Here is a 21,295-nt window from a genome sequence, read left to right as displayed (position 1 = left end):
TATAAAATGGTACATGCAATGTTATTTTATAAAAAACTCTTGAAATCCATACCGCTTGTTGCAGCTGTTGTTTTTCTACATCAAGGTAATTCGCAGAGCATACGGAAGAATTATCAGGAAATGACGACTTATGAGAAGACAGAATTGGTAAATGCATTTTATCAACTTAGGGAAGGGGGGGACCGGATAACGGATATGTCTGATTTTCATATGAATTATTTTAATTTCGACAATATAGATCCCAACAGGCTCGACATACATTTTAACTTGCCGGAGGAACCCGAAAAAGAAATATTTTTAGCGTGGCACAGGCGTTTTATTTTTGAAATGGAACAGGCCATGCAGGATATTAATCCTAAGCTTACAATTCCGTATTGGGAGTCGTCTGTAGATCAATCTACAACATCGTCTCTTTGGGACGAAGATTTTATGGGGAGTTTTAATTCCAATTGGAACTTAAACAGAAACCTTAGCAGTTTTGGAACCTTGCCCACACAACAGGAAATAGACAATATGTTGGCAATGACCGACTTTTTTGAGTTTTCGGACTTTTTTGAGCGCCAACGGCCACATTCGGGAGCCCATAGATGGGTTGCAGGGCCCATGTTGACATCGGCTTCACCAAGGGATCCGGTTTTTTATCTTCACCATGCTTTCGTGGATAAACTTTGGCACGATTGGGAAGAAATGCACCATAGCTCATCGTATGTCCGTACAGACATGATACGTTACGATGGGACTTATGTTTTTGATGGGCAAACCATTCCGTTGGTAAATCCCAACGATATTGTTGATAGTAGGGCCTTGGGTGTTTTTTATGCTGAAGATGGTTTGGCCACGCTCGACAATTATATTGTAAGCAATACGTATAATCCAGAGGAGCTTTTTTATTATCAGTACACCATAGAGGCCGGGAATAATTTTATAGCGCCCGAAAATACCACTTCTAAAATGGAATCCATAACCGAAGTGGTTTTAAAGCCTGGCTTTTTTGCAGAATCTGGGGCAAATTTTGTTGCAGCCATCGATACGGAAACTACTTCGTTATTGGCGGCAAGGTCCATGGTTAAAAAAGAAAGAAAGAAAAAGCCTTTTGACGATGTTCAACTGGACCAAGTCTGGCTATGGAGCGAAGGAGATATAGATCCCAACGACCCAACCGTGGTAATGCAGACATTTCCAAACCCGTTTGATTCCAAGATTACCATCAAACTAAACAAAAAAAGGGATTGTGTTATTGAAATTTACAATATGACAGGACAATTGATAAAACAGGAATTTTTCGAATTTACCAATACCTTGGAAATCAACAATCTTTTCGGACTGTCTTCAGGAACCTATTTTGTAAAAGTTTTGGGAGGTAATGGCGAAACGTTGGTAGTTAAAAAAGTAATTAAAATATAAGGTCGATGCTCATATGGTATTGTTTTGCTGTTTTATGCTTTCAACAAGGATTTTCGTTTAAGATCGTTAATAAAACGCCCTATGCAATCACTAACATTAGGCTTTATGAATATGATATGCATATTGCCTTATCCCCAAATGAAGCATCAGTCGTAAAAACACTTTCACTTTCGCCAGAAAAAGCCGAAGGGTCTTCTGTTTTAATGCTCTTTGCCGAAAATACCAATTACGGTATTTATATTGAAAACCCCCAATCGGGCAAAAAATATACCTATGTTATAGACAGTATTCAGCCAAAAAGAAATAATATATTTATCAGTACTATTATTGAGGAGCAAAAGTAAAAAATACCCATAAGCTATTTATGGTGTTCCATTTTAATGCTTTCGGGATCCCTGTACAGGCAACATGGCGGCAAGGAATTATAACTGTCATCGGCAGCTGTGTAAGGTTCTGTATCGTGGCCGGCATGGGCTATGGCTTTTTTAACATCGTCCAGATTGCATTTTCTTTCGTCCATAATAATGGTTAATTCTTTGCTGGGGATGTCCCAACTGGCATATTTAACACCTTTTACTTCAATGGCGGCTTTTTCAATACGTTTTTGGCACATGGCACAATTTCCGCTGACCGTAAAAACCTCTTTTTTGTTCTTGTCCTGTGCTGCCAAAGGAACACTCATTACAATTGTCAGGATAATTATTAACTGTTTCATGATTTTTTATATGAAGGTGAACTTGTATGGTTAAATTTTTTATTTATTATATTTTGAAACGCATACCAATGTAATAAATTCCCGATAAAATGGGCGCATAAGTAATTGTAGAATCAAAATATTCGCCAAAAGGATCATTGCTGGCAACAATCGGGTTGCTTTGTGTATAATTGTTTATGTTTTCTCCGCCAAGGTACAATTCAAATTTATTACTGAACACCCGCGTAATTTGCGCATTTATTACACTATACGAAGGAGAAAATGCTTTAAGTTGATAGGGCAATGGGTTGCTGGAGGTGTTTGGCAAACGCTGTGCACCTTGCCAATGCCAAGTAGCATCGAACCGCCATTGTTTTCCCGTTGGCTGTTTTACGGTTTCAAAGTTTAAGTTGGCAAAAAAGCGGTGTTCGGGCTGTAAGGGCTTTTCAAGTTCCCCATTGTTGTAATGGGTTTTTACATTGTAATTTTTATACGTGGCCCTTACGGACAGGTTTTGGATAATCTCGTAGGTAAAATCAAACTGGAAACTATTTGCAAAACTATTTCCGTTGAGGTTATAAAAAGAAATTTCCCTTGGATTTTCCCAGTCAACTACAACTTGGTCGGTAAACCGCGTTTGATAGAAATCGGCCGAAAGAACCATGGTCCTATTCCATAAATAGAGCTTTTGGGTAAAGCTGATGCCGTAATTCCATGCGGTTTCTGGAGACAGGCCATACGTATTTCCGTTGTTGTTTTCTATATTGATTTGTCTGGAACTGGCAAAAAGCTGTTGGTTTTCGGCAAAAATATTAGTATTTCTTTTTCCCCTTCCTGCGGAAGCCCTTATGCTTGCTTTGTCCCATAAAGTATAACGTATATGAAGCCTAGGTGTAATAAAAGTATGTAACCTGTTATGGTTGTCTATCCTGAGCCCCGCTACTAGGCTCAATTTATCAAGGTTGTTGTATGTGTATTCAAAAAAAGCCCCGATCGAATTGTCCTTTCTATCATAAATTTGCTGGTTGACCAGTTCGTTAAAAGCATCGTATGTATAACTTATGCCCGTTTTGTACTTATGTTGTGTACTTCCAATAATGCTATTAAAAATGGCATTGGTATAAATAGACCGTTGTTTAATGTCGTAGGTATTAAACCCGTAATAAGAATTTTGGTCATGGTCGGTATATGCCATTTGTACCCCAAAACTTTGATACGGTAAATCGGGAAATACATATCCTACTTTAGACGATAGGTCCAATCGGCTGGTATTTACTTCGCTTCCCCAGGCATTTGTTGTAAATTTATCTTCTTTTGGCACAAAATCCAGTTCACCGGTCTGCTTTTCATCTTTTAAATATTGTATGTTAAAAAAGCCAACCCAGCCATTTTCTGGGTCGGTATATTGCCATCTGTTCATAAAATTAATCTGTCTAGCAAGTGGGGTGTCCAAAAAATTATCTCCATTCTCATCAACTTTAGCAGTCCTTAAATTGCCATGAATATACAGTCCGGTAGCCAATTTATTGGTTACTTCCGTATTATAGCGGGAATTAAGCTCGAACCGGGCGTAATTGTTTGCATATACATTTAGAAATAGGTTTTTATCGGTAAAGGGTTTCACCAATTCAGAATTTATTTGTCCGGAAATACTTTCGTAGCCATTGAGAACACTGCCGGCCCCTTTGGTAATTTGTATGCTTTCTATCCAAGAACCCGGTATAAACGAAAGACCATATATTTGAGACGCGCCCCTAATAGACGGCATGTTCTCTTGTGTAAACAACAAATACGGGCTATTAAGCCCCAACATTTGTATCTGTTTAGCCCCGGTAACGGCATCGGATATGTTTACATCGACTGCGGGATTGGTTTCAAAACTTTCGGAGAGATTGCAACAGGCGGCCTTTAACATTTCCCTATTGTCTACCGTTACCACATTTTGAACTTCAAATAGCGAGCGTTGCAATGGGTTTACCCTTTCTTCAACAACTACGGCTTCCAGTGCAATTTCGGGAAAGAGTATAATTTTTCCAAGGTTTGGCCTATTTGCCAAAATGGTATCGTTTCTAAAATCGGTATAGCTTATTACAATCTTTTTTGAGGCCTTACTGTATGGAATGTTAAAATCGCCATCGCTGTCCGTAATGGTAGAAATATTATCGTTTAGCCAATGTATTTTGGCACCGCTTATCGGGAATAGTGTATTGTTGTTATTGTTTGCATAAACAGTTCCTTTTATTTTTAATTGGGCATTAACATTTTTGGAGCCTACAACTAAAAACAAAAAAAATAAAAACCTACTGAGAACAATTATTGTTGGTTGATGTTGTTTCATGTATTATGCGTTCTTTTTATAGGGCAGAAATAGCTATAAGATTCTGATTTAAAGATACTTCATTTAATTGTGAATTGAGGTTGCGGTTTTTGCTTTTCATAGGTATTTCATAGATAATCCATACCATTGGTGGAGTTTTACATTACAGGGGGGTAAATTCGGTTATTTTTATGGGAAATTCTTCCCAAACCGCTATGTTTTATAAATATGGTTTTATAAGATGAAGGCGACCGAGAATTGTTCTAAAAAATGTACTAATACAATTGTTTAACCAATAAAAAGATTTGATTACTGCGTACTATGGGAATGATAAATAAGTTTCGAGAAAAATCTTTTTGGCTATTGGACCTACTTAAAGGGGCCAGCATAAAAAAACATTATGATGATATTGAATTCATCATGGAAAAATACAACAGCCCACAAGCAGCATATAGACGAAAGGAACTCTTGGAAGCTTTAATGGTACATGTAAAAAAAACAGTTCCCTATTACAAAAACATAACCAATTTAAACGAACTTAAAAACTTCCCCGTTGTAAACAAAAATATTATAAGGGATTATTTTGAAGAATTTAAGTCGGATGCCTATCACGACGAAAAACTTTATTCAAGATACACAAGCGGATCTACAGGAACCCCTTTTAGAATATATTACAACAGGAACAAGAAAAATAGAAATACGGCCGATACACTCTATTTTGCCAACAGAAGCGGGTACAAAGTTGGTCAAAAATTAGTTTATATCCGGCATTGGGATCAATACAACAGCAAAGATACCCTGTCTTCATTTCTTCAAAATATTTTGATGCACCCGGTCTCCAAATTATCCGATAGCGATATTCAAGGCCTAATGGACAAAATAGCAGAAGACCCTTCACCTAAAAGTATATTGGGCTATGCCTCGGCACTTACAACAATTTGCAATTACCTGGAAAGTAAGAAATCGCCACCTATAAATGCCAATGTAAAGTCGGTAATAGCAATGTCCGAATACCTGAGCGCAAAGTCTAAAGAACAAATAAAATATTATTTTGGTGTGGAAGGCCTATCGAGGTACTCTAATGTCGAAAACGGTATTTTGGCGCAACAATTTCCCGGGGGGACTAATTTTCACATCAATTGGGCGAGCTATTTTATTGAAATCCTTAAGCCCGATGAAGATGTTCCAGTGACTCCAGGAAAACCGGGCAGGATTGTAGTGACCGACTTTTACAATTACAGCATGCCATTAATTAGATACGATACCGGAGATATAGGTTGTATGGCCATTGAAGACAGCTTCAATGGAGCACCTTATTTAGAACGGGTTGAAGGTAGGAAAATGGACATGATATACAATACCAAAGGAGAACTTATTACTTCGTATGTTACCTATCATTTATTGAAATACCCTAAAATCAAGCAGTTTCAGTTTATTCAGGAAAATTCAAATACTTACCTCTTCAAATTAAATGTATATGATGATTTTGACATGGAAACCGAGATGATTGATGAATTTAAAACACATTTGGGCGAAAGTGCCATTATAAAAGTAAAATATGTTAATGATATACCTTTACTGCTTTCCGGGAAGCGCAAATTGGTTATCAACAAAATGCTTGAAAAACAAAAAGGTGAACATGCCATAGACAAGTAATACCTGCTTTTGGACACCTTCACACTCTTCTTTTTATATTAACCGAACTCAGGTTATTATTTTAGATGCTTAATTTTCCTGCGGCAACCTTGTCGACCATCCAGACTATGTTCCCCGATACCGGTTGGATAAGCTGGGAAGGGTATAAAGTACTGTTTCGTTCCCCTTCGATTACTTCGTAAAGTGCGTTGGTTTTTTTCTCTCCAAACACAATAAATACTATTTTACGGGCTTTGTTTATCAATGGTGCGGTAAGGGTTATCCTGTACATGTTTTGTGGAGCAAGATAATAAGCAGCTACCTTTTTTTCTTTTTCGTTTAGCACCTTTTGGTTGGGGAATAAAGAGGCCGTGTGCCCATCGTCTCCCATACCGAGCAATATTAAATCGAAAATATCGCCAAGTTCTAAATGATTTTCCAGAATGGCTTCGTATTCTTTTGCATAAGCTTCTGGTTCAATATTTTTTTTCCACATAGGGAAAATATGGTCGTCTGGGATGGGAAGATCGTTTAAAAAATCTTTAAAGGCAGCTCCTGCATTGCTTTTTTCATCGTCCAGCGGAACCCATCTTTCATCCCCCCAAAAAACGTACACCTTACTCCAGTCAACTTGTTCTTTGTAAGCGGGCGAAGCCAATAATTTGTACAAACCGGCCGGAGAGGAACCACCGGTAAGTGCCACGGTAAATTTATCCCGTTTGTCAATGGCTACTTGAGCTTTCTCAATAAAAAGATCGGCTGTTTGCTTGTTTAGAATATCTTTATTTTCAAATACTTGAATCATTTGTTATTTTTTTTCTGTTGAATGTTTATTTACGGCCCAGACATGTCCCTGCCGGGCAATAAGTGCTTCCGCAGTTTCGGGGCCCCAACTTCCTGCCTGATAATTTGGAAAATCTATGGAATTCCTATTTTCCCATGCGTCGAGAATTGTTGAGATTACATCCCAGGCTTCTTCAATTTGGTCCGACCTCATAAACAGGGTTGTATCTCCAAGCATGGCGTCCAAGAGCAGGGTCTCGTATGCTTCGGGGGTTTGCGTAGAGCAGTTATCGTAATTAAAAATCATTTCAGAAGGGTTGAGGTTCATTTCCAGTCCGGGGCGCTTGGTCATAAAGCGCAATAATATGTCCATTTGTGGCTGGATATTGATGGTCAACCTATTTGGCATGATACTATCGGTCTGCGTTGCCGGAAACGAAGCGTGCGGCACGGGTCGGAATTGAATGGTTATGGAAGAAGTTTTTTCCTGCATGCGTTTTCCGGTCCTTAAGTAGAAAGGCACATTTTGCCACCGCCAATTGTCTAAATAAAACTTGATTGCGGCAAAGGTTTCGGTGTTGGAATTTTTACTAACTCCTTTTTCTTCACGGTATCCAGGTACTTTCTCGCCTTCAATCCATCCATCCGAATATTGCCCCCTTACGGCGTAATGATGCACTTCTTCTGGTTTTATACGCCGTATTGCTTTAAGTACATCGTATTTTCGGCTTCGTATTTCTTCAGCATCAAAAGAGGCTGGCGGTTCCATGGCTACCATGCACAAAATTTGCAGTAAATGGTTCTGGATCATGTCGCGCAATGCACCAGCACCTTCATAATAGCCACCGCGGTCTTCAACGCCCACTTTTTCGGCAACGGTTATCTGTACCGAATCGATATAGTTTCTGTTCCAAAGTGGCTCAAAAAGTGTATTTGCAAACCGGAAGGCAAGAATATTCTGAACGGTCTCCTTGCCCAAATAATGGTCTATTCTAAAAATTTGCTCTTCATGAAAAGTTTTGGTAAGCATTTTATTGAGCTCAACGGCCGATTCTTTGTTGTAACCAAAAGGTTTTTCAATAATTATCCTGTCTTTTGATTTATCGGTTGCAAGTCCGGAATTTTTTATGTTGACTGTTAATGGCTCGATAAAACGCGGGGAAACCGATAGGTAAAACAGCCTATTTGCACGAATCTCCCATTTATTATCATAATCTTCAATTTTTTTAAGAAGCTCTTTATAGTCGTTTTCATCGTTTATGTTGGATGGGAAATAGTGCAACGATTCCTTAAAAATATTCCATTTTTTAGGATCTGGTTCGCCGCTTCTGGAAAATTCCTTTAATCCTTCGTGTAGGTTTTCACGATATTGATCGTCGGTAAGTTCTGTTCTTCCCAACCCATAGATAGCAAAATTTTCTGGCATCCAGTTTTCATTGAACAAATTGTAGAATGCTGGAATTAACTTTCTTTTTGCAAGATCTCCGGTACCGCCAAAAATAACAATAACTGTGGGAGATGCCTTTTTATTCGTTTTCATGTTTTTTTTATTTTGTATATCGGTCGGGCCTGCCCATTTGGTTCAGGCGGTTGGAATTGGCCACAAATTTTATTGAATATTGCCAATTTATTTATGGAGGCCCCTTTTTATTTTTTATGAATTATTTTTCCCATTCAGTATGGAAAATACCTTCTTTATCGATTCTTTCGTATTTATGGGCACCAAAATAATCTCTTTGCGCCTGGATAAGGTTTGTTGGTAAAGTTTCACTTCTGTAGGCATCAAAATATGTTAGTGCGGTACCGTAAACAGCCATGGGAATACCTTTGTCTATACCAATTTTTACTACCGAGCGCATTGCTTTTTGATGAACGTTAAGCTTGGAAGCAAGATTTTCGTCCAATAACAAATTGGGCAGTTTTGGGTTTGCCTTGTAGGCTTCCCTAAAATCTTCCAGAACGGCTGCCCTGATGATGCATCCACCACGCCATATTTTAGCAACTTCTTCTAGGTTTAGGCCATAATCAAACTCTTTGGATGCAATGGTAAGCTGTGCCATTCCTTGGGCATAGATGGAAAGCATTCCAAAATAAAAAGCATCTTTAAAATTTGCCATTAGGCTCTCCTCGCTAATGTTTTCTGAATCTCCGTGCCAAGCATAGGTTTTGGATGCCTGGGTCCTTTCTTTTTTATATTTGGAAATATCCCTCATATTCACGGCCAGGTCTATGGATGGAACGGGTGCTTGAATTTCCATTGCGTTCTGAGAGGTCCATTTTCCTGTTCCCTTTGCTTTGGCCGTATCGGAAATCAAGCCGACCAAACGTTTTCCGGTAATTTCATCATCTTTTTTTAGAATAGCAGCCGTGATTTCTATTAAATACGATTGCAATTCTGATTCGTTCCAGGATGCAAACATGTTTTGAAGCTCGTCATCTTCAAATTCAAATCCGCGTTTCAAGACATCGTATGTTTCTGCAATTAACTGCATAATTGCATATTCTATACCGTTATGAACCATTTTTACGTAATTTCCCGCAGAACCACGTCCTAAGTAAGTTACACAAGGCTCTCCATTTACCTTTGCGGCAATGGCTTCAAAAATTGGGCGTAATCTTTCATATGAATTTTCATCGCCTCCCGGCATCATACTAGGGCCAAAACGCGCTCCTTTTTCCCCGCCGGAAATTCCCATTCCGAAGTAATGAATATTTTGTGCGGCCAGCTCGTCAACCCTTCTGTTGGTGTCCTCGAAATACGAGTTCCCGCCATCTACTACAATATCGCCTTCTTCCAAATAAGGCAAAAGAGATTTAATAACAGCATCTACAGGCTTTCCAGCTGGTACCAAAAGCATGATTGCCCTTGGTTTTTTTATAAGTTGTACAAATTCTTTGGCGTTTGTTGTCCCTTTTACGGTATGTTTATCGTCGGCTTCGTTTTCCAGCGAAGTGGCCTTTTCGGCATCCAGGTCCAAACCGGCAACAGAAAAACCATGGTCTGCCATGTTTAGCAGCAAGTTTCTCCCCATTACACCAAGACCAACAATACCAAAATCAAAATCTTTCATAGTCAATTTTTATTGTTAATTTGTTCTTTAAAATTTTTTCTTTCTATTTCCACAACTTTGTCCAGCCTGCGCTTAAAGCGTTCTTCGTCTTGAAACTTGGCCTTTAGGAATGCTTCTGTAACCTCCCAGATAAGTGCAGTGCCAATGACCCTTCCGCCTAAGCAAATTAGGTTCATGTTATCGTGTTCAACCCCTTGGTGGGCCGAATAGGTTTCGGTAATTAATGTGGCACGTACCCCGGGAAATTTATTTGCGGCAATAGACACGCCAACACCGCTTCCGCATATGGCAATTCCCTTTTCTATACTCCCTTTAGCGATAGCCTCGGCCAACGGGACAATAATATCAGAATAATCATCTTGAGAATCATAGGAAAAGGCACCAAAATCTTCATATGCATAGCCCGCTTTATCAAGGAGTTCTTTCAATTCCCCCTTTTTTTCAAATCCTGCGTGGTCTGCTGTAATTCCTATTTTCACTTTATAACGGATACAATGTTTAGAAAGCATAAAATTAAGTATTTCTATGCGATAAAGACAATTTTATTTAGTTATATAACGATAGTTTAAACAAATAGTGATTTGTGTAAATTTATAAGAAAGAAATAGCGGTAAAAGCATCCGTGTTTTTATTTCAAAAAAAACGAACATAAGCCTTAAATGAAAAGCTTTTACGCAATACGCCTCATAAATTGCCGTAATTGCCCATTGCTTAAAGCGTACAATATCACTAATTTTATAGTGTAAATTTTTAAAATCAGTATTGGCGGTCAAGGTAAAAAAGCCTGAAGAAAGGTTTATGCCGAGCCCGCCGAATCGCAAGGATGGATGTATGCTTTTGGTTTTCAGTATCCAGATGGGCACCGTTGGAGCATGCTGTTCATGGATATGGAGAAAATGCCAGCCAATTAAAAAATTATAACAATGAAAAAGCAAGTTTATACAATTAAAATAGCAGCTTCCCGAAAAAAAGTATGGGAAGTATTATGGAACAACGATACGTATGTGCAATGGAGCGCTGTTTTTAGTGAAGGTTCTAGGGCCGAATCTAATTGGGAGGAAGGAGACAAGATTTTTTTCTTAGGTAAGGATGATGATGGGATTGTAAGTAAAATAGCAAGAAAAATTCCATATGAATATATGTCATTTCAACATTTGGGCGAAGTGCACAAAGGAAAAGAAGTAATTGGAAAGGAAGAAAGCGAGTGGTGCGGAGCCCATGAAAATTATAGTTTGGAACCTGTAAACGGGGAAACGCTTTTAAAAGTGGATATGGACATAACCGAGGATTATGTAGATTATTTTGACAAAACCTGGCCATTGGCCATGGAAAAAATAAAAGAGCTTTCTGAAGCAGATTAATTTTAAATAATAATAGAATGTTAAATGAAACAAGCACATTTTCAAGCTTTTCCGTACATGATATTGACGAGGCAAAAAAATTTTATGGCGATAAATTGGGGTTGGATACTTCGGTAAACGAAATGGGAATCTTGGAATTGCATTTAAAAGGCGGAAATGAAGTTATTGCTTATCCGAAAGGAGATGCGCACCAAGCTGCAAATTTTACGGTATTGAATTTTACAGTAAACAATATTGATGATGTCGTAGAATTTTTGGTATCAATAGGAATAAAAATGGAGCAGTACGAGTACCCTAAAACCGATAAAAGAGGTATTTTTAGGTCTTCAAACAAAAATGAAGGGCCAAACATAGCATGGTTTAAAGATCCTTCGGGTAATATTTTATCGGTTATAGAAGAATAATGAACAAACAACACGAGTACAAAACAACAATACGGTGGACGGGAAACTTAGGGAAGGGAACAATAGATTACCGTTCCTACGAGCGGAGCCACACCATTAATTCTGGCAATAAACCATTGATCCAAGCCTCTTCCGATCCTGCTTTTCGGGGCGATAAAGACAAATACAATCCAGAAGAATTGTTTTTGTCTTCACTTTCGAGTTGCCATATGCTTTGGTATTTACATTTTTGTGCAATATCGGGCGTGGTGGTTAAAAGTTACAAAGACACACCGTCTGGCATTATGGAAGAAACAAAAAATGGGGGTGGCCGTTTTACCAAAGTGGTACTGAACCCGGTTATAGAAGTTGAGGAAGAATCTATGAAGGAAGAGGCTATGGATTTACACCATAAAGCAAATGAATATTGTTTTATAGCCAATTCCTGCAATTTTAAAATAGATCATAGCCCGGTTGTAAATTTGGCCGTACCTTAAGGCTTAGTTTTTAAGCATGTCTGGCGTTGCAACAGTTCTAAAGCCAAGGTGTTCCTGCCCAGAATCGGTAGCTGTTGCCATTCTTGCAGATATTCTGTAACTGGAACAATAGCTGGCACTGCATAAAAAAGAGCCGCCTTTTATTACCTTTTCTTCTACAAGCGGATTGTTTGGGTTGTATGGAGATTTTGCCCCATATGGGTTGTTCACCACTCCTTGGTCTAATAACTGCTTGTAATAATCTACATTGTACCAGTCTTGTGTCCATTCCCAAACATTTCCTGACATTTCGTACAATCCGTAAGAATTGGCAGGGAAAGATTTAACAGGGGCTTTGTTTTCGTATCCGTCTTCTTCGGTGTTTTCTGTGGGGAATTCCCCATTCCATGTATTGGCTTCAACAGTAAGTTTTTCTGTGTCATTTCCCCAAGAATACAAAGTGTTTTTTAAACCGCCATTGGCCGCAAATTCCCATTCGGCTTCTGTTGGAAGTCTTTTTCCGGCCCATTTGCAATACGCCAAGGCATCTTCGTAAGCAATATGTACAACGGGGTAGTCTCCCTTTCCTTCAATGGTACTTCCGGGCCCTTTTGGGTGTCTCCAGTTGGCCCCGATTTTCCATTCCCACCATTGGGAAAAATCGTATAGATTTGGAACGCTCGTTTTGGTTTTTTTAAATACCAGAGAACCTGGTTGCAATAAAGAATCATGAGGTTTTGGTGTCCCCGGTGGGACTTGTTTTTTTAATTCCTCCCAATCAACGGGTCTTTCGGCAACTGTTACATAACCTGTTTCTTCAACAAACTTTGCATATTCATCGTTGGTAACCTCTGTTTCGTCCATAAAAAAGCCATCTATATGAACGGGATGAGCCGGCCTTTCATGAGAAAGTGCCTTGTCGTCGCCGTTCCTTGCACCTTGTGTAAAGTTGCCTCCCGGAATCCAGATCATTCCCTTTGGGGTTTTTATGTCCTTGGGCTTTTCCTGTGGAACGGAAGCAGTTTCTTTTGCTGTAATTTCTTCAACAGAAGCTTTTTTGTCCTGCTTGCATTGCGTTAGTATAAATCCGAGGGTAAGAAAAGCGATTAAACGAAATAATTTCATTCTTTATTTTTTAAATTGTACAGTATAAACTTACAAAAGTGTTTTCAAAAAAGCATCTTAATTATTAAAATAACGGCAGTACCTATTTTTGTGCTTTGCCCAAAGTGTTCTTTGGTTTTAATGTATTGTTATTCCCGTATATGCAGACTTTTCTATAAAAAACTATAGCGGAAGGCTCCCCGATAATGATTTTAGCGCTATTTCAGACAATTTGGCCTGGAAATTGGCATTGCTAAAGCGTAATTGTGCATTGATGTAATTAAGCTGAGCTGTTCTAAATTCTATGGTTGGGATGGCACCTATACGGTATTTTTCCATGGTTATCTCCAGATTTTCTTTGGCAATGGCCTCATTGTTCCGCTCTAGTTCAATAAGATTTAAATTGGTTTGATAGGTTTGGTAGGCAATACTTAATTGAGACAAAAGGGTTCTTTCTTGTTGTTCAATAAGCAATTTGCTATTGTCTATTTTAATTTTGGCAATTTTTTCGTTTCTATTTTGGTTGAAGCCATTAAAAACGGTTAAGTTAACACCAAAACCATAATTAAATCCGTGAGAAGAAGAATTGGTGGTAAACCCTAAACTGGATTCCGATTCGCTAAAATTATATCCAGTTGTAGCTATTAATGAAGGGTAACGGAGCGATTTAACCTGTTTGAGTTCCAGTTCGGCAATACGCTTGTTTATAACTTGGGCCATTAATTCGGGGTTGCCTTCTTTTGCCATGCTTTCCAGTTCTGGCAAAAATAAGTCTTCATCTACCGTGATATTGTCTACCACTTTAAATTCGGTTTTATTGTCGCGGGCAAGTAATTGATTTAATTCTACTTTTGTGTTGGCATAAATTTCCTTTTGCTTCAGCATGAGGGTTTGATCTGTATTTAAATCAACTTGGGCATTCAGCACTTCCAGTTTGGAAGCTTTACCAATGGTAAACCTATTTTGAGCGAGTTCAACCCTTTGTTGCGAGATTACAAGTGTGCTATCTAAAGCAGCAAGTTGCTGTTGCTGCTGTACAAGATCATAGTAAGTTACAAGTACACTGCTTACATTGGTTAAAATAGATTTTTTTAATTCTGCATCGCCCAGTTTTTTATTCTCTTTTAACTGATCGTATTTTGCAAACATCCCAAAACCATCAAAAAGGGTCCAATCCAACGCTACACCATAGCTCAAATTATTGTTTTTGGCATTGTCGAGCGCGTTTACGGTTCCATCCGATCTAGTTTGTGTAAGGTTTAATACACTGTTGTTATCGTCTAAGGATGCGTTTACCCGCGGGAGCATTCCTGCAAACCCGGGAGATGTATTGACTTCGTCTATTTTCAGGTCGTTTTTTGCGAGCCTTATTTCATAGTTGTTTTCGAGTGTAATGGCTATGGCATTTTCAGCAGTTAAGATTTTAGCCTCCTGAGCATATCCATAAAAAATAAAGAAGCCAAAAACTAGCAGCAATAATGAGGTGCTTTTATTCATTTTCATATTTATCAAGAGCTTCATATTCGGTTTTAAGCTTTTTGGTTTTAGACCACATAGAATAGATTGCGGGAATAATGTACAATGTTAAGATAAGCGAGAACATAGTTCCCCCAATAATAACGACCCCCATGCCAATCCTACTTGTAGAAGCGGCTCCCAGAGACAGTGCAATGGGCAGTGCGCCCAAGGCAATGGTTAAACTTGTCATTAATATGGGTCGCAAACGCGATTCTGCCGCCCTAACAATGGCCTGCTCTTTGGGAACGCCTTCTTCACGGAGCTGGTTGGCAAATTCAACAATTAAAATACCGTTTTTGGTTACCAGGCCAATAAGCATAATGGTACCAATTTGGCTGAAAATATTCCAGGTTTGCCCAAAAAGCCATAAAGAAAATACTGCTCCGGCCACCGCCATTGGGACCGTTAAAATAATAATTAACGGATCGATAAAACTTTCAAATTGTGCCGAGAGAATTAAAAAAATCAGCAAAAGGGCAAGTCCAAAGGCGTACATGGTATTCGAGCTGCTTTCTACAAAATCCCTGGATTCGCCACCGAGGTCTGTTGTAAAGGATTCGTCGAGAACTTTTTCCTTGATTTTATTCATGGCATTTATTCCATCGCTGATGCTTTTTCCCGGAGCAAGACTGGCCGAAACCGTTGCAGAAAGATACCGGTTATTATGAAACAGTTGCGGTGGACTACTATGTTCTGATGTTGTAACGAGGTTGTCCAACTGAATTAATTGGCCTTCTTTGTTTTTAACAAAAATAGAAGTAAGGTCGGTAGGCGTTGCCCGGTCTTTTTTATCAAACTGGCCTATTACCTGATATTGCTTTCCGTTCATGAGGAAATACCCAAAGCGTTGGCCACTCAACGATAATTGCAGGGTCTGTGCAACATCCCGTACAGAAACTCCCAAGCTTTCGGCTTTTTCCCTGTTGATGGTTACGTAGATTTCCGGTTTGTTAAATTTGAGGTCTACATCTGTATAAGAAAAAGTGGGATCGTTTTCGGCTTCCTTCATGAATTCAGGGATTTTTTCTTCTAATTTTTCAAAATTAGGAGCCTGAATGATGTATTGAATGGGTGGCCCGCCACGACGGTTTACGGAAATTGTGGGTTTCTCGGATACACTGGTTTTTGCACCGACATAACTTTTGGTCCACCGTCCAAGATCATTGGCTATTTCGTGCTGGGAACGTTCCCGGTCGTGCACATCTTCTAAGGCGATAAAAGCCCTTCCGCTATTTACGGAGGAAGTACCAAATCCTGGCGAGGTTAATATGAGGCTTACTTTTTTCTCCGGAATGGAATCGTTGATAAGTTTTGTAATATGCGTCATGTACCGGTCCATGTACTCATATGAAGACCCTTCGGGGGCACTTACGTTTAAGCTTACAAAACCACGGTCTTCATAAGGAGCGGTTTCCTTCTGAAGAATATTGTAAAACAGGCCAATCATTACAATACATGCCAATAAAATAGGGAAACTAAGCCATTTGCGTTTCATAAAACCACTTAATGAGCTGGCGTAACCTTTGTTCATTGCAACAAAGTAGTTTTCTGTAATGTTGTAGAATTTTGAGTGTTTTTGCTTTCCGGGCTTCATTAAATACGCGTTCAGCATGGGGGTAAGCGTAAGGGAAACAAAAGCAGATACCAATACGGCAGCAGCCAGCACTACGCCAAATTCCCTAAATAGCCTTCCAACAAAGCCTTCCAAGAAAATAACCGGTAAAAATACGGCCGCCAAAGTAATGGATATGGATATTACGGCAAAGAAAATTTCATTAGATCCTTTAATAGCCGCCTCTATGGGGCTCATGCCTTCTTCTACTTTTTTGTATATATTTTCGGTAACAACAATTCCATCATCAACCACCAGGCCGGTAGCAAGAACAATGGCCAAAAGCGTAAGCACGTTAATGGAATATCCCAAGGCCCACATGATAAAAAAGGTAGCAATTAACGAAACTGGAATATCTATAAGCGGACGTAATGCCATGGACCAGTTCCTAAAGAAAAGGAAGATTACCAAAATTACCAGAATAATCGAAATTACAAGTGTTTCGGCAACTTCACTAACTGCTTTTCTAACAAAAATTGTATCATCGATTACAACATTTAGCTTAAAGCCTTCGGGAAGATCTTTTTTCAATTTGTCGTATTCTTTGTAAAAAGCATCGGCAATGTCCAAATAGTTTGTTCCGGGTTGGGGTATTACGGCAACGGCTACCATGGGCTGGCCAGAGTCGCTCATTTTCGTTTCCATGTTTTCGCCTTCAAGGGTTGCTTTACCAACATCGCTAAAGCGAACTACTTTTTCTCCTTCGGCTAAAATGATAATGTTGTTAAAGCCTTCTTCTGTAGAAAGGTTGCCTATTGTTTTAACGGTCAACTCGGTATTGTTGCCCGTGAGTTTCCCAGAAGGCAATTCTACATTTTGGGCCAACAATGCATTGCGCACATCGGCAACGGTAGCTCCGTAAGAAGCTAATTTTACGGGGTCTATCCACAGCCGCATGGCATATTTGCGCTGTCCCCAAATTTGAACGCTGCTCACCCCTTGAATGGTTTCGATACGCTGGGCGATTACGTTTTCGGCATAATCAGAAAGTTCAAGTATGTTCTTGGTGTCGCTCTGAACGGTCATTGACAAAATACGCTGGGCATCGGCATCTGCCTTGGAAACCACCGGAGGCGCATCAATGTCATCGGGGAGGCTACGCACGGCTTGGGAAACTTTGTCCCGAACATCGTTGGCCGCTTCTTCTAGGTTTTTATCTAAGTTGAATTCAATATTAATCCTGCTGGAACCTTGAATACTCGAAGAAGTAATGTTCCGGATTCCGTCAATGGAATTAATGGATTTCTCTAGAGGCTCCGTAATTTGAGATTCAATAATATCGGCATTGGCACCTGCGTAATTTGTTCTTACAGATACTTGGGCCGGATCTATGGAAGGGAATTCCCGAACCCCCAAAAAGGTATAACCAATAATCCCGAACAGGATAATTGATATATTCATTACAATGGTTAGAACCGGACGTTTAATACTTATGGTAGAAAGATTCATGGATTTTCTGTGCTAGCGTCTGGATTAATGAGGTCTAGTTTTACGGGCGTACCATTGTCGAGGGCCATTACGCCATATGTTAGAATGGTGTCTCCGGGTTTAAGCCCAGAAAGCACCCGGACATAACGGTCTGTACGGGCCCCGGTCTGTACTTCTATTTCCTGAGCCCTTCCATTGCGCGCTATAAAAATCTTTTTCCCGTTTTGTATCGGTATTAAAGCCTCCGTAGGTACCATTAATGCATTAGTAACGGTTTCTAGGGGAAGGTTAACATTTACGTACATTCCAGGGTACAACTTTTGTTCGCTATTGTCTGTTATGGCGCGCATTTTTAATGTTCGTGTGGCAACTTCCACTTCGGGTTCTATGGCGTAGATTTTAGCGGTATGCTCTTCTGTGTTGTTGGTGGTTGTAAAGGTAAAAATGCTATTAAGCTGCATGCGCGATGCATATTTTTCGGGTATGGAGAAGGTAAGTTTTAAGCGTTTTGTATTTACCAGTTTTGCAATAATGGTAACTGGGGTTACATAACTTCCTTTTGATATGGACCGCAACCCAATGGTGCCGGAAAAAGGGGCCCTGATGGAAGTTTTGGAGAGCTGCGCCGCGATTAGGTCGGATTCTGCTTGCGCCGATTGTAGGTCGGCACTGGCAACATCGTATTCTTCTTGGCTAATAGCCTGCTTTTCCAAAAGAAGTTTTGCCCTTCTTTCGTTCTCGGCAGCAAGTTTTTGTGCCGTTTTTGCTTTTGATAGTTGGGCACGTAGTTCGATATCGTTTACCTTTACCAATATTTGCCCTTCGCTTACTTTGCTTCCCTCTTCAAAATTAATGCTTTCTACCACTCCTGAAACTTCGCTGCGGATTTCAATTTGCTCATTGGCTTCGAGCGAACCCGAAAGAGAGAGGTTGTCCTTAAACTCCTGTGGTTTTAGCACCATGCCACCAACTTTTATGGATGAGGCGTTGCCACTTTTTAAGGGACCGGTATTTTGTTCATTATTTTTATAGATCCGGTAGCCTATAAGGCCGCCAATACCAATAATCAACAATAGATAAACTATGTATTTTACTTTCATGAGGGGTAAATAGTTAGTACGTTTTAAATAGGGTTTTAGCATGAACCGGCCTATAAAAAGGCTTCAAATTCATCGAAGCTTCAAAATGAATGGAATTTTGCGTATGATACAAGTTAAAGTTTGTTAAAGTTTTAATTTTAACGTTTTTGATTATGAGGTGATTGATTTTTTTATGTGAATATTGCCGATTCTATAAAAAATAGCGTTTGGCTAAGGTTTAAAGAATCAATTTTAATACGATGTAGATTCGTAACTGTTTTTGTCTTCTTGATAATTATCAGAAAAAAAATATTTTCCTTTGCCATATTTTATATATTTGATAAAAAAAATGATTGCTGAAATACTCGTGGCCATGCTGTGGAGTGTATCCCCCTTTGGCGAGGCAAAAGTTGGTATTCCATATGCCATATTCAATAATGTAAATATTTACCTGTCTTTTTTAGTATGTTTTGCGGCAAATGTATTGGTGTACCCAATAATGATGTTTTTTTTGGATTATATGAACGCACATTTGCTAAAATGGAATTTTTACAAAAAAAGCGCCATTAAAGTTGCACGCAGGATAAAAAAAGGGGCTGGGACAAACGTAGGGAAATTTGGTTTCTATGGAATCTTGATATTTGTAATGCTGCCAATACCCGGTACCGGTGTATACGCAGGAAGCATTGCCGCTTATTTGTTCAGGATGCCTTATCAACAGGCTTTTTTGGCAAATACCATTGGGATATTTTTGTCTTGTGCAATGGTTTGGGGAATGACAATGGCTACATACCATGGGATAAATTAAGTTAATTTACAGCGCTTTATTGAATTAAAATGCGCTAAATTTTTCTTTTATAGATGCCTGCATTGCCAATGGTTTTTTGCAAACGGTATTTGCTTATCAATAAGCGGTCGAAAATAGAGCTTTCCAAGGGATAATCTTTTTCTTTTTTTGAAAACAAATAATCAGGGTCCGGACCCACAATATATTCTGGTTTTACAATATTGAAGATGCGAAATATTTCTTCTTCGCTCGAAGACGAACGTATGCCCATGTATGGAAAAAGCGCTTCCCGATATAAATTACTGGGGTGCGTCATTGCCTTGGAGGGAATGTTTTCGTTCATCAGCCAATAACCAATATGGTAATCAACAAAAAGTATATTATTGGGATTAACATGTGTTTTTGTAAAATATTCGGGTATTTCAAAACCTTCTTCGTTATAAAGCGTTTTTCCCTGAACAAGCCTGTTGGCCAAAGTGCCGTATTCAACATAAGATTCCATTGGGGTAATAATCAGCAGAATGGTTATCAGTTTTAATGAAATATAAATTTTAAACCTTGTGTTGTAAAGCCAAATCATGAGGCATACAATCAAAAATGGAAATACCTGTATTAAATAATGCCCGTTGACCTTTCCAGCATCGATAAAAGAAATCAATACGCCTATTAACGATAAAACAATTAGGACATATAAGCGCTGTATTTTTTTAATATGGTGATTGTATTTTTTGTAAAGAATATAAGCAATCCCTATGGCACATACCACAAAGAAAGATAAAACCAGTTTGGTAATAAGCGAACTGGCCGGATTATAGGCAATGGGGGCTAGGATGACAGAATTCCACCATACATTGAAATTCGAGGTTAATAGGTAAGGAATGGCCGTTATGGTTATGGTCAACAAGGTGCCAAAAAGCAAAAAGAAACCACTTAAAAAGGCCTTGACGATATTTTCGTGGTATAATTTATTAATGCACAGAAAAATCCCCAATAACAATGCGGGGTATGCCATATTAAGTTTGGTCATCATGGAACAGCCCAGTAATAGCCCCACAAAAAAAAGACTTACATAATTGGTATGGTTTTTCCACAATATAAAAAGAGCGGGTATAAAAAAGAATATGGAAATATGTTCGCTCATTACGCCTTGTATGTTACCAAAGAGGCTAGCGGTTATAATAAACAGGACACCTCCCAAAAGCGCAATTTTTTTGCTGGATATTTCTTTTAGCATTTTGTATACAACAAAAGCCGATAGGCTAATAAGCACACAACCAATAAAGCGAATAGCAAGAAAACTTTTGCCAAACAAGAAGATAATCCCTGCAAAAAAATAAAAAAGCAAAGGGGGTTTTAGGTCCCAGAGTTTTATATAAGGTAGGTAACCATCCACTATGGATTGTCCCATAAGGATGAAAGTACTTTCGTCACGGTCTATATAATCCCGGAAAAAAAAGGGAAACCTAATCAATAAAGCGGCAATTAATAATAATACAAAGACATAAGAATAGCCTTTAAAGGAACGATATGGGGGGAGACCTTTTATATTCATTATAGTTAACGCTATAGATAGAATCTATTTTATGATACTGCAAAGTAAGAAAAATAATATTATATAGTAAGAAAAATGTTATTATAAATTG

General features: G+C 38.9%; 18 protein-coding genes. 7 read left to right on the top strand and 11 right to left on the bottom strand.

Going from position 1 to position 21,295, the window contains the following annotated elements; translation table 11 throughout:
• The first annotated feature begins 18 nt into the window (after nucleotides 1-18).
• Both UXI14_RS16975 and UXI14_RS16970 read left to right on the top strand, forming a co-directional pair.
• Complete coding sequence (locus tag UXI14_RS16975; protein ID WP_335967173.1) at nucleotides 19-1,404, top strand: tyrosinase family protein; 1,386 nt, start codon at nucleotides 19-21, stop codon at nucleotides 1,402-1,404.
• A 5-nt stretch (nucleotides 1,405-1,409) separates the two neighbouring features.
• The gene (locus tag UXI14_RS16970; RefSeq protein WP_335967172.1) at nucleotides 1,410-1,748 is read left to right on the top strand and encodes a hypothetical protein; all 339 of its coding nucleotides are present in this window, start codon (nucleotides 1,410-1,412) and stop codon (nucleotides 1,746-1,748) included.
• Nucleotides 1,749-1,762: 14 nt separating this feature from the next.
• On the opposite strand, the gene UXI14_RS16965 is transcribed toward UXI14_RS16970, so the two are convergent.
• Both UXI14_RS16965 and UXI14_RS16960 read right to left on the bottom strand, forming a co-directional pair.
• A complete protein-coding gene (locus UXI14_RS16965) occupies nucleotides 1,763-2,119 on the bottom strand; it encodes a heavy-metal-associated domain-containing protein (RefSeq protein WP_335967171.1) in 357 nt (118 codons plus the stop codon).
• Between the two features lie 46 nt (nucleotides 2,120-2,165).
• The gene (locus tag UXI14_RS16960; RefSeq protein ID WP_335967170.1) at nucleotides 2,166-4,436 is read right to left on the bottom strand and encodes a TonB-dependent receptor; all 2,271 of its coding nucleotides are present in this window, start codon (nucleotides 4,434-4,436) and stop codon (nucleotides 2,166-2,168) included.
• A gap of 342 nt (nucleotides 4,437-4,778) precedes the next feature.
• Here UXI14_RS16960 and UXI14_RS16955 point away from each other — a divergent pair, with 342 nt between their 5' ends.
• The gene (locus UXI14_RS16955) at nucleotides 4,779-6,071 is read left to right on the top strand and encodes a CoF synthetase (protein ID WP_335967169.1); all 1,293 of its coding nucleotides are present in this window, start codon (nucleotides 4,779-4,781) and stop codon (nucleotides 6,069-6,071) included.
• A 61-nt stretch (nucleotides 6,072-6,132) separates the two neighbouring features.
• Here the strand turns inward: UXI14_RS16955 and pgl are convergent, their stop codons facing one another.
• The 4 genes from pgl to UXI14_RS16935 form a co-directional block, all read right to left on the bottom strand.
• The gene (gene pgl / locus UXI14_RS16950) at nucleotides 6,133-6,855 is read right to left on the bottom strand and encodes a 6-phosphogluconolactonase (RefSeq protein WP_335967168.1); all 723 of its coding nucleotides are present in this window, start codon (nucleotides 6,853-6,855) and stop codon (nucleotides 6,133-6,135) included.
• Nucleotides 6,856-6,858: 3 nt separating this feature from the next.
• A complete protein-coding gene (zwf, locus tag UXI14_RS16945; protein WP_335967167.1) occupies nucleotides 6,859-8,373 on the bottom strand; it encodes a glucose-6-phosphate dehydrogenase in 1,515 nt (504 codons plus the stop codon).
• A 121-nt stretch (nucleotides 8,374-8,494) separates the two neighbouring features.
• On the bottom strand, nucleotides 8,495-9,904 hold the full coding sequence (gene gndA / locus UXI14_RS16940; protein ID WP_335967166.1) for an NADP-dependent phosphogluconate dehydrogenase: 1,410 nt from the start codon (nucleotides 9,902-9,904) through the stop codon (nucleotides 8,495-8,497).
• 2 nt (nucleotides 9,905-9,906) lie between these two features.
• The gene (locus UXI14_RS16935; protein WP_335967164.1) at nucleotides 9,907-10,383 is read right to left on the bottom strand and encodes an RpiB/LacA/LacB family sugar-phosphate isomerase; all 477 of its coding nucleotides are present in this window, start codon (nucleotides 10,381-10,383) and stop codon (nucleotides 9,907-9,909) included.
• Nucleotides 10,384-10,827: 444 nt separating this feature from the next.
• Between UXI14_RS16935 and UXI14_RS16930 the strand changes: the two genes are divergently transcribed.
• From UXI14_RS16930 to UXI14_RS16920, 3 genes are read left to right on the top strand one after another with little or no spacing between them, the layout of a single operon-like run.
• Complete coding sequence (locus UXI14_RS16930; protein WP_335967163.1) at nucleotides 10,828-11,265, top strand: SRPBCC domain-containing protein; 438 nt, start codon at nucleotides 10,828-10,830, stop codon at nucleotides 11,263-11,265.
• 17 nt (nucleotides 11,266-11,282) lie between these two features.
• Entirely contained in the window at nucleotides 11,283-11,669 is a 387-nt protein-coding gene (locus tag UXI14_RS16925) for a VOC family protein (RefSeq protein WP_335967162.1), read from the top strand.
• Complete coding sequence (locus UXI14_RS16920; RefSeq protein ID WP_335967161.1) at nucleotides 11,669-12,145, top strand: OsmC family protein; 477 nt, start codon at nucleotides 11,669-11,671, stop codon at nucleotides 12,143-12,145. Before UXI14_RS16925 ends, UXI14_RS16920 begins: the two co-directional genes overlap by 1 nt.
• A gap of 3 nt (nucleotides 12,146-12,148) precedes the next feature.
• On the opposite strand, the gene UXI14_RS16915 is transcribed toward UXI14_RS16920, so the two are convergent.
• The 4 genes from UXI14_RS16915 to UXI14_RS16900 all read right to left on the bottom strand — a co-directional run bounded on the left by UXI14_RS16915 (nucleotide 12,149) and on the right by UXI14_RS16900 (nucleotide 18,886).
• Nucleotides 12,149-13,249, bottom strand: a complete 1,101-nt coding sequence (locus UXI14_RS16915) for a formylglycine-generating enzyme family protein (RefSeq protein ID WP_335967160.1) — start codon at nucleotides 13,247-13,249, stop codon at nucleotides 12,149-12,151.
• A 162-nt stretch (nucleotides 13,250-13,411) separates the two neighbouring features.
• Nucleotides 13,412-14,725, bottom strand: coding sequence for a TolC family protein (locus tag UXI14_RS16910; protein WP_335967159.1), 1,314 nt, complete (start codon nucleotides 14,723-14,725; stop codon nucleotides 13,412-13,414).
• A complete protein-coding gene (locus UXI14_RS16905; protein ID WP_277900719.1) occupies nucleotides 14,718-17,807 on the bottom strand; it encodes an efflux RND transporter permease subunit in 3,090 nt (1,029 codons plus the stop codon). Before UXI14_RS16905 ends, UXI14_RS16910 begins: the two co-directional genes overlap by 8 nt.
• Nucleotides 17,804-18,886 (bottom strand): efflux RND transporter periplasmic adaptor subunit, encoded by a 1,083-nt coding sequence (locus UXI14_RS16900; protein ID WP_335967158.1) that lies wholly within the window; start codon nucleotides 18,884-18,886, stop codon nucleotides 17,804-17,806. The genes UXI14_RS16905 and UXI14_RS16900 overlap by 4 nt, the downstream gene beginning before the upstream one ends.
• Nucleotides 18,887-19,214: 328 nt before the next feature.
• On the opposite strand from UXI14_RS16900, the gene UXI14_RS16895 reads away from it, so the two are divergent.
• On the top strand, nucleotides 19,215-19,673 hold the full coding sequence (locus UXI14_RS16895) for a small multi-drug export protein (protein ID WP_277900721.1): 459 nt from the start codon (nucleotides 19,215-19,217) through the stop codon (nucleotides 19,671-19,673).
• Between the two features lie 34 nt (nucleotides 19,674-19,707).
• Here UXI14_RS16895 and UXI14_RS16890 read toward each other — a convergent pair whose 3' ends face one another.
• Nucleotides 19,708-21,204 carry a glycosyltransferase family 39 protein gene (locus UXI14_RS16890; protein WP_335967157.1) on the bottom strand — a complete coding sequence of 499 codons (1,497 nt, stop codon included), beginning with the start codon at nucleotides 21,202-21,204 and terminating at the stop codon, nucleotides 19,708-19,710.
• Nucleotides 21,205-21,295: the final 91 nt, after the last annotated feature.

This window comes from Galbibacter sp. PAP.153, assembly GCF_037029175.1.
GTDB lineage: Bacteria > Bacteroidota > Bacteroidia > Flavobacteriales > Flavobacteriaceae > Galbibacter > Galbibacter pacificus.
The sequence above is the reverse complement of the archived record's forward strand: the minus strand, read 5'-3'. Positions and strand labels throughout refer to the sequence as shown.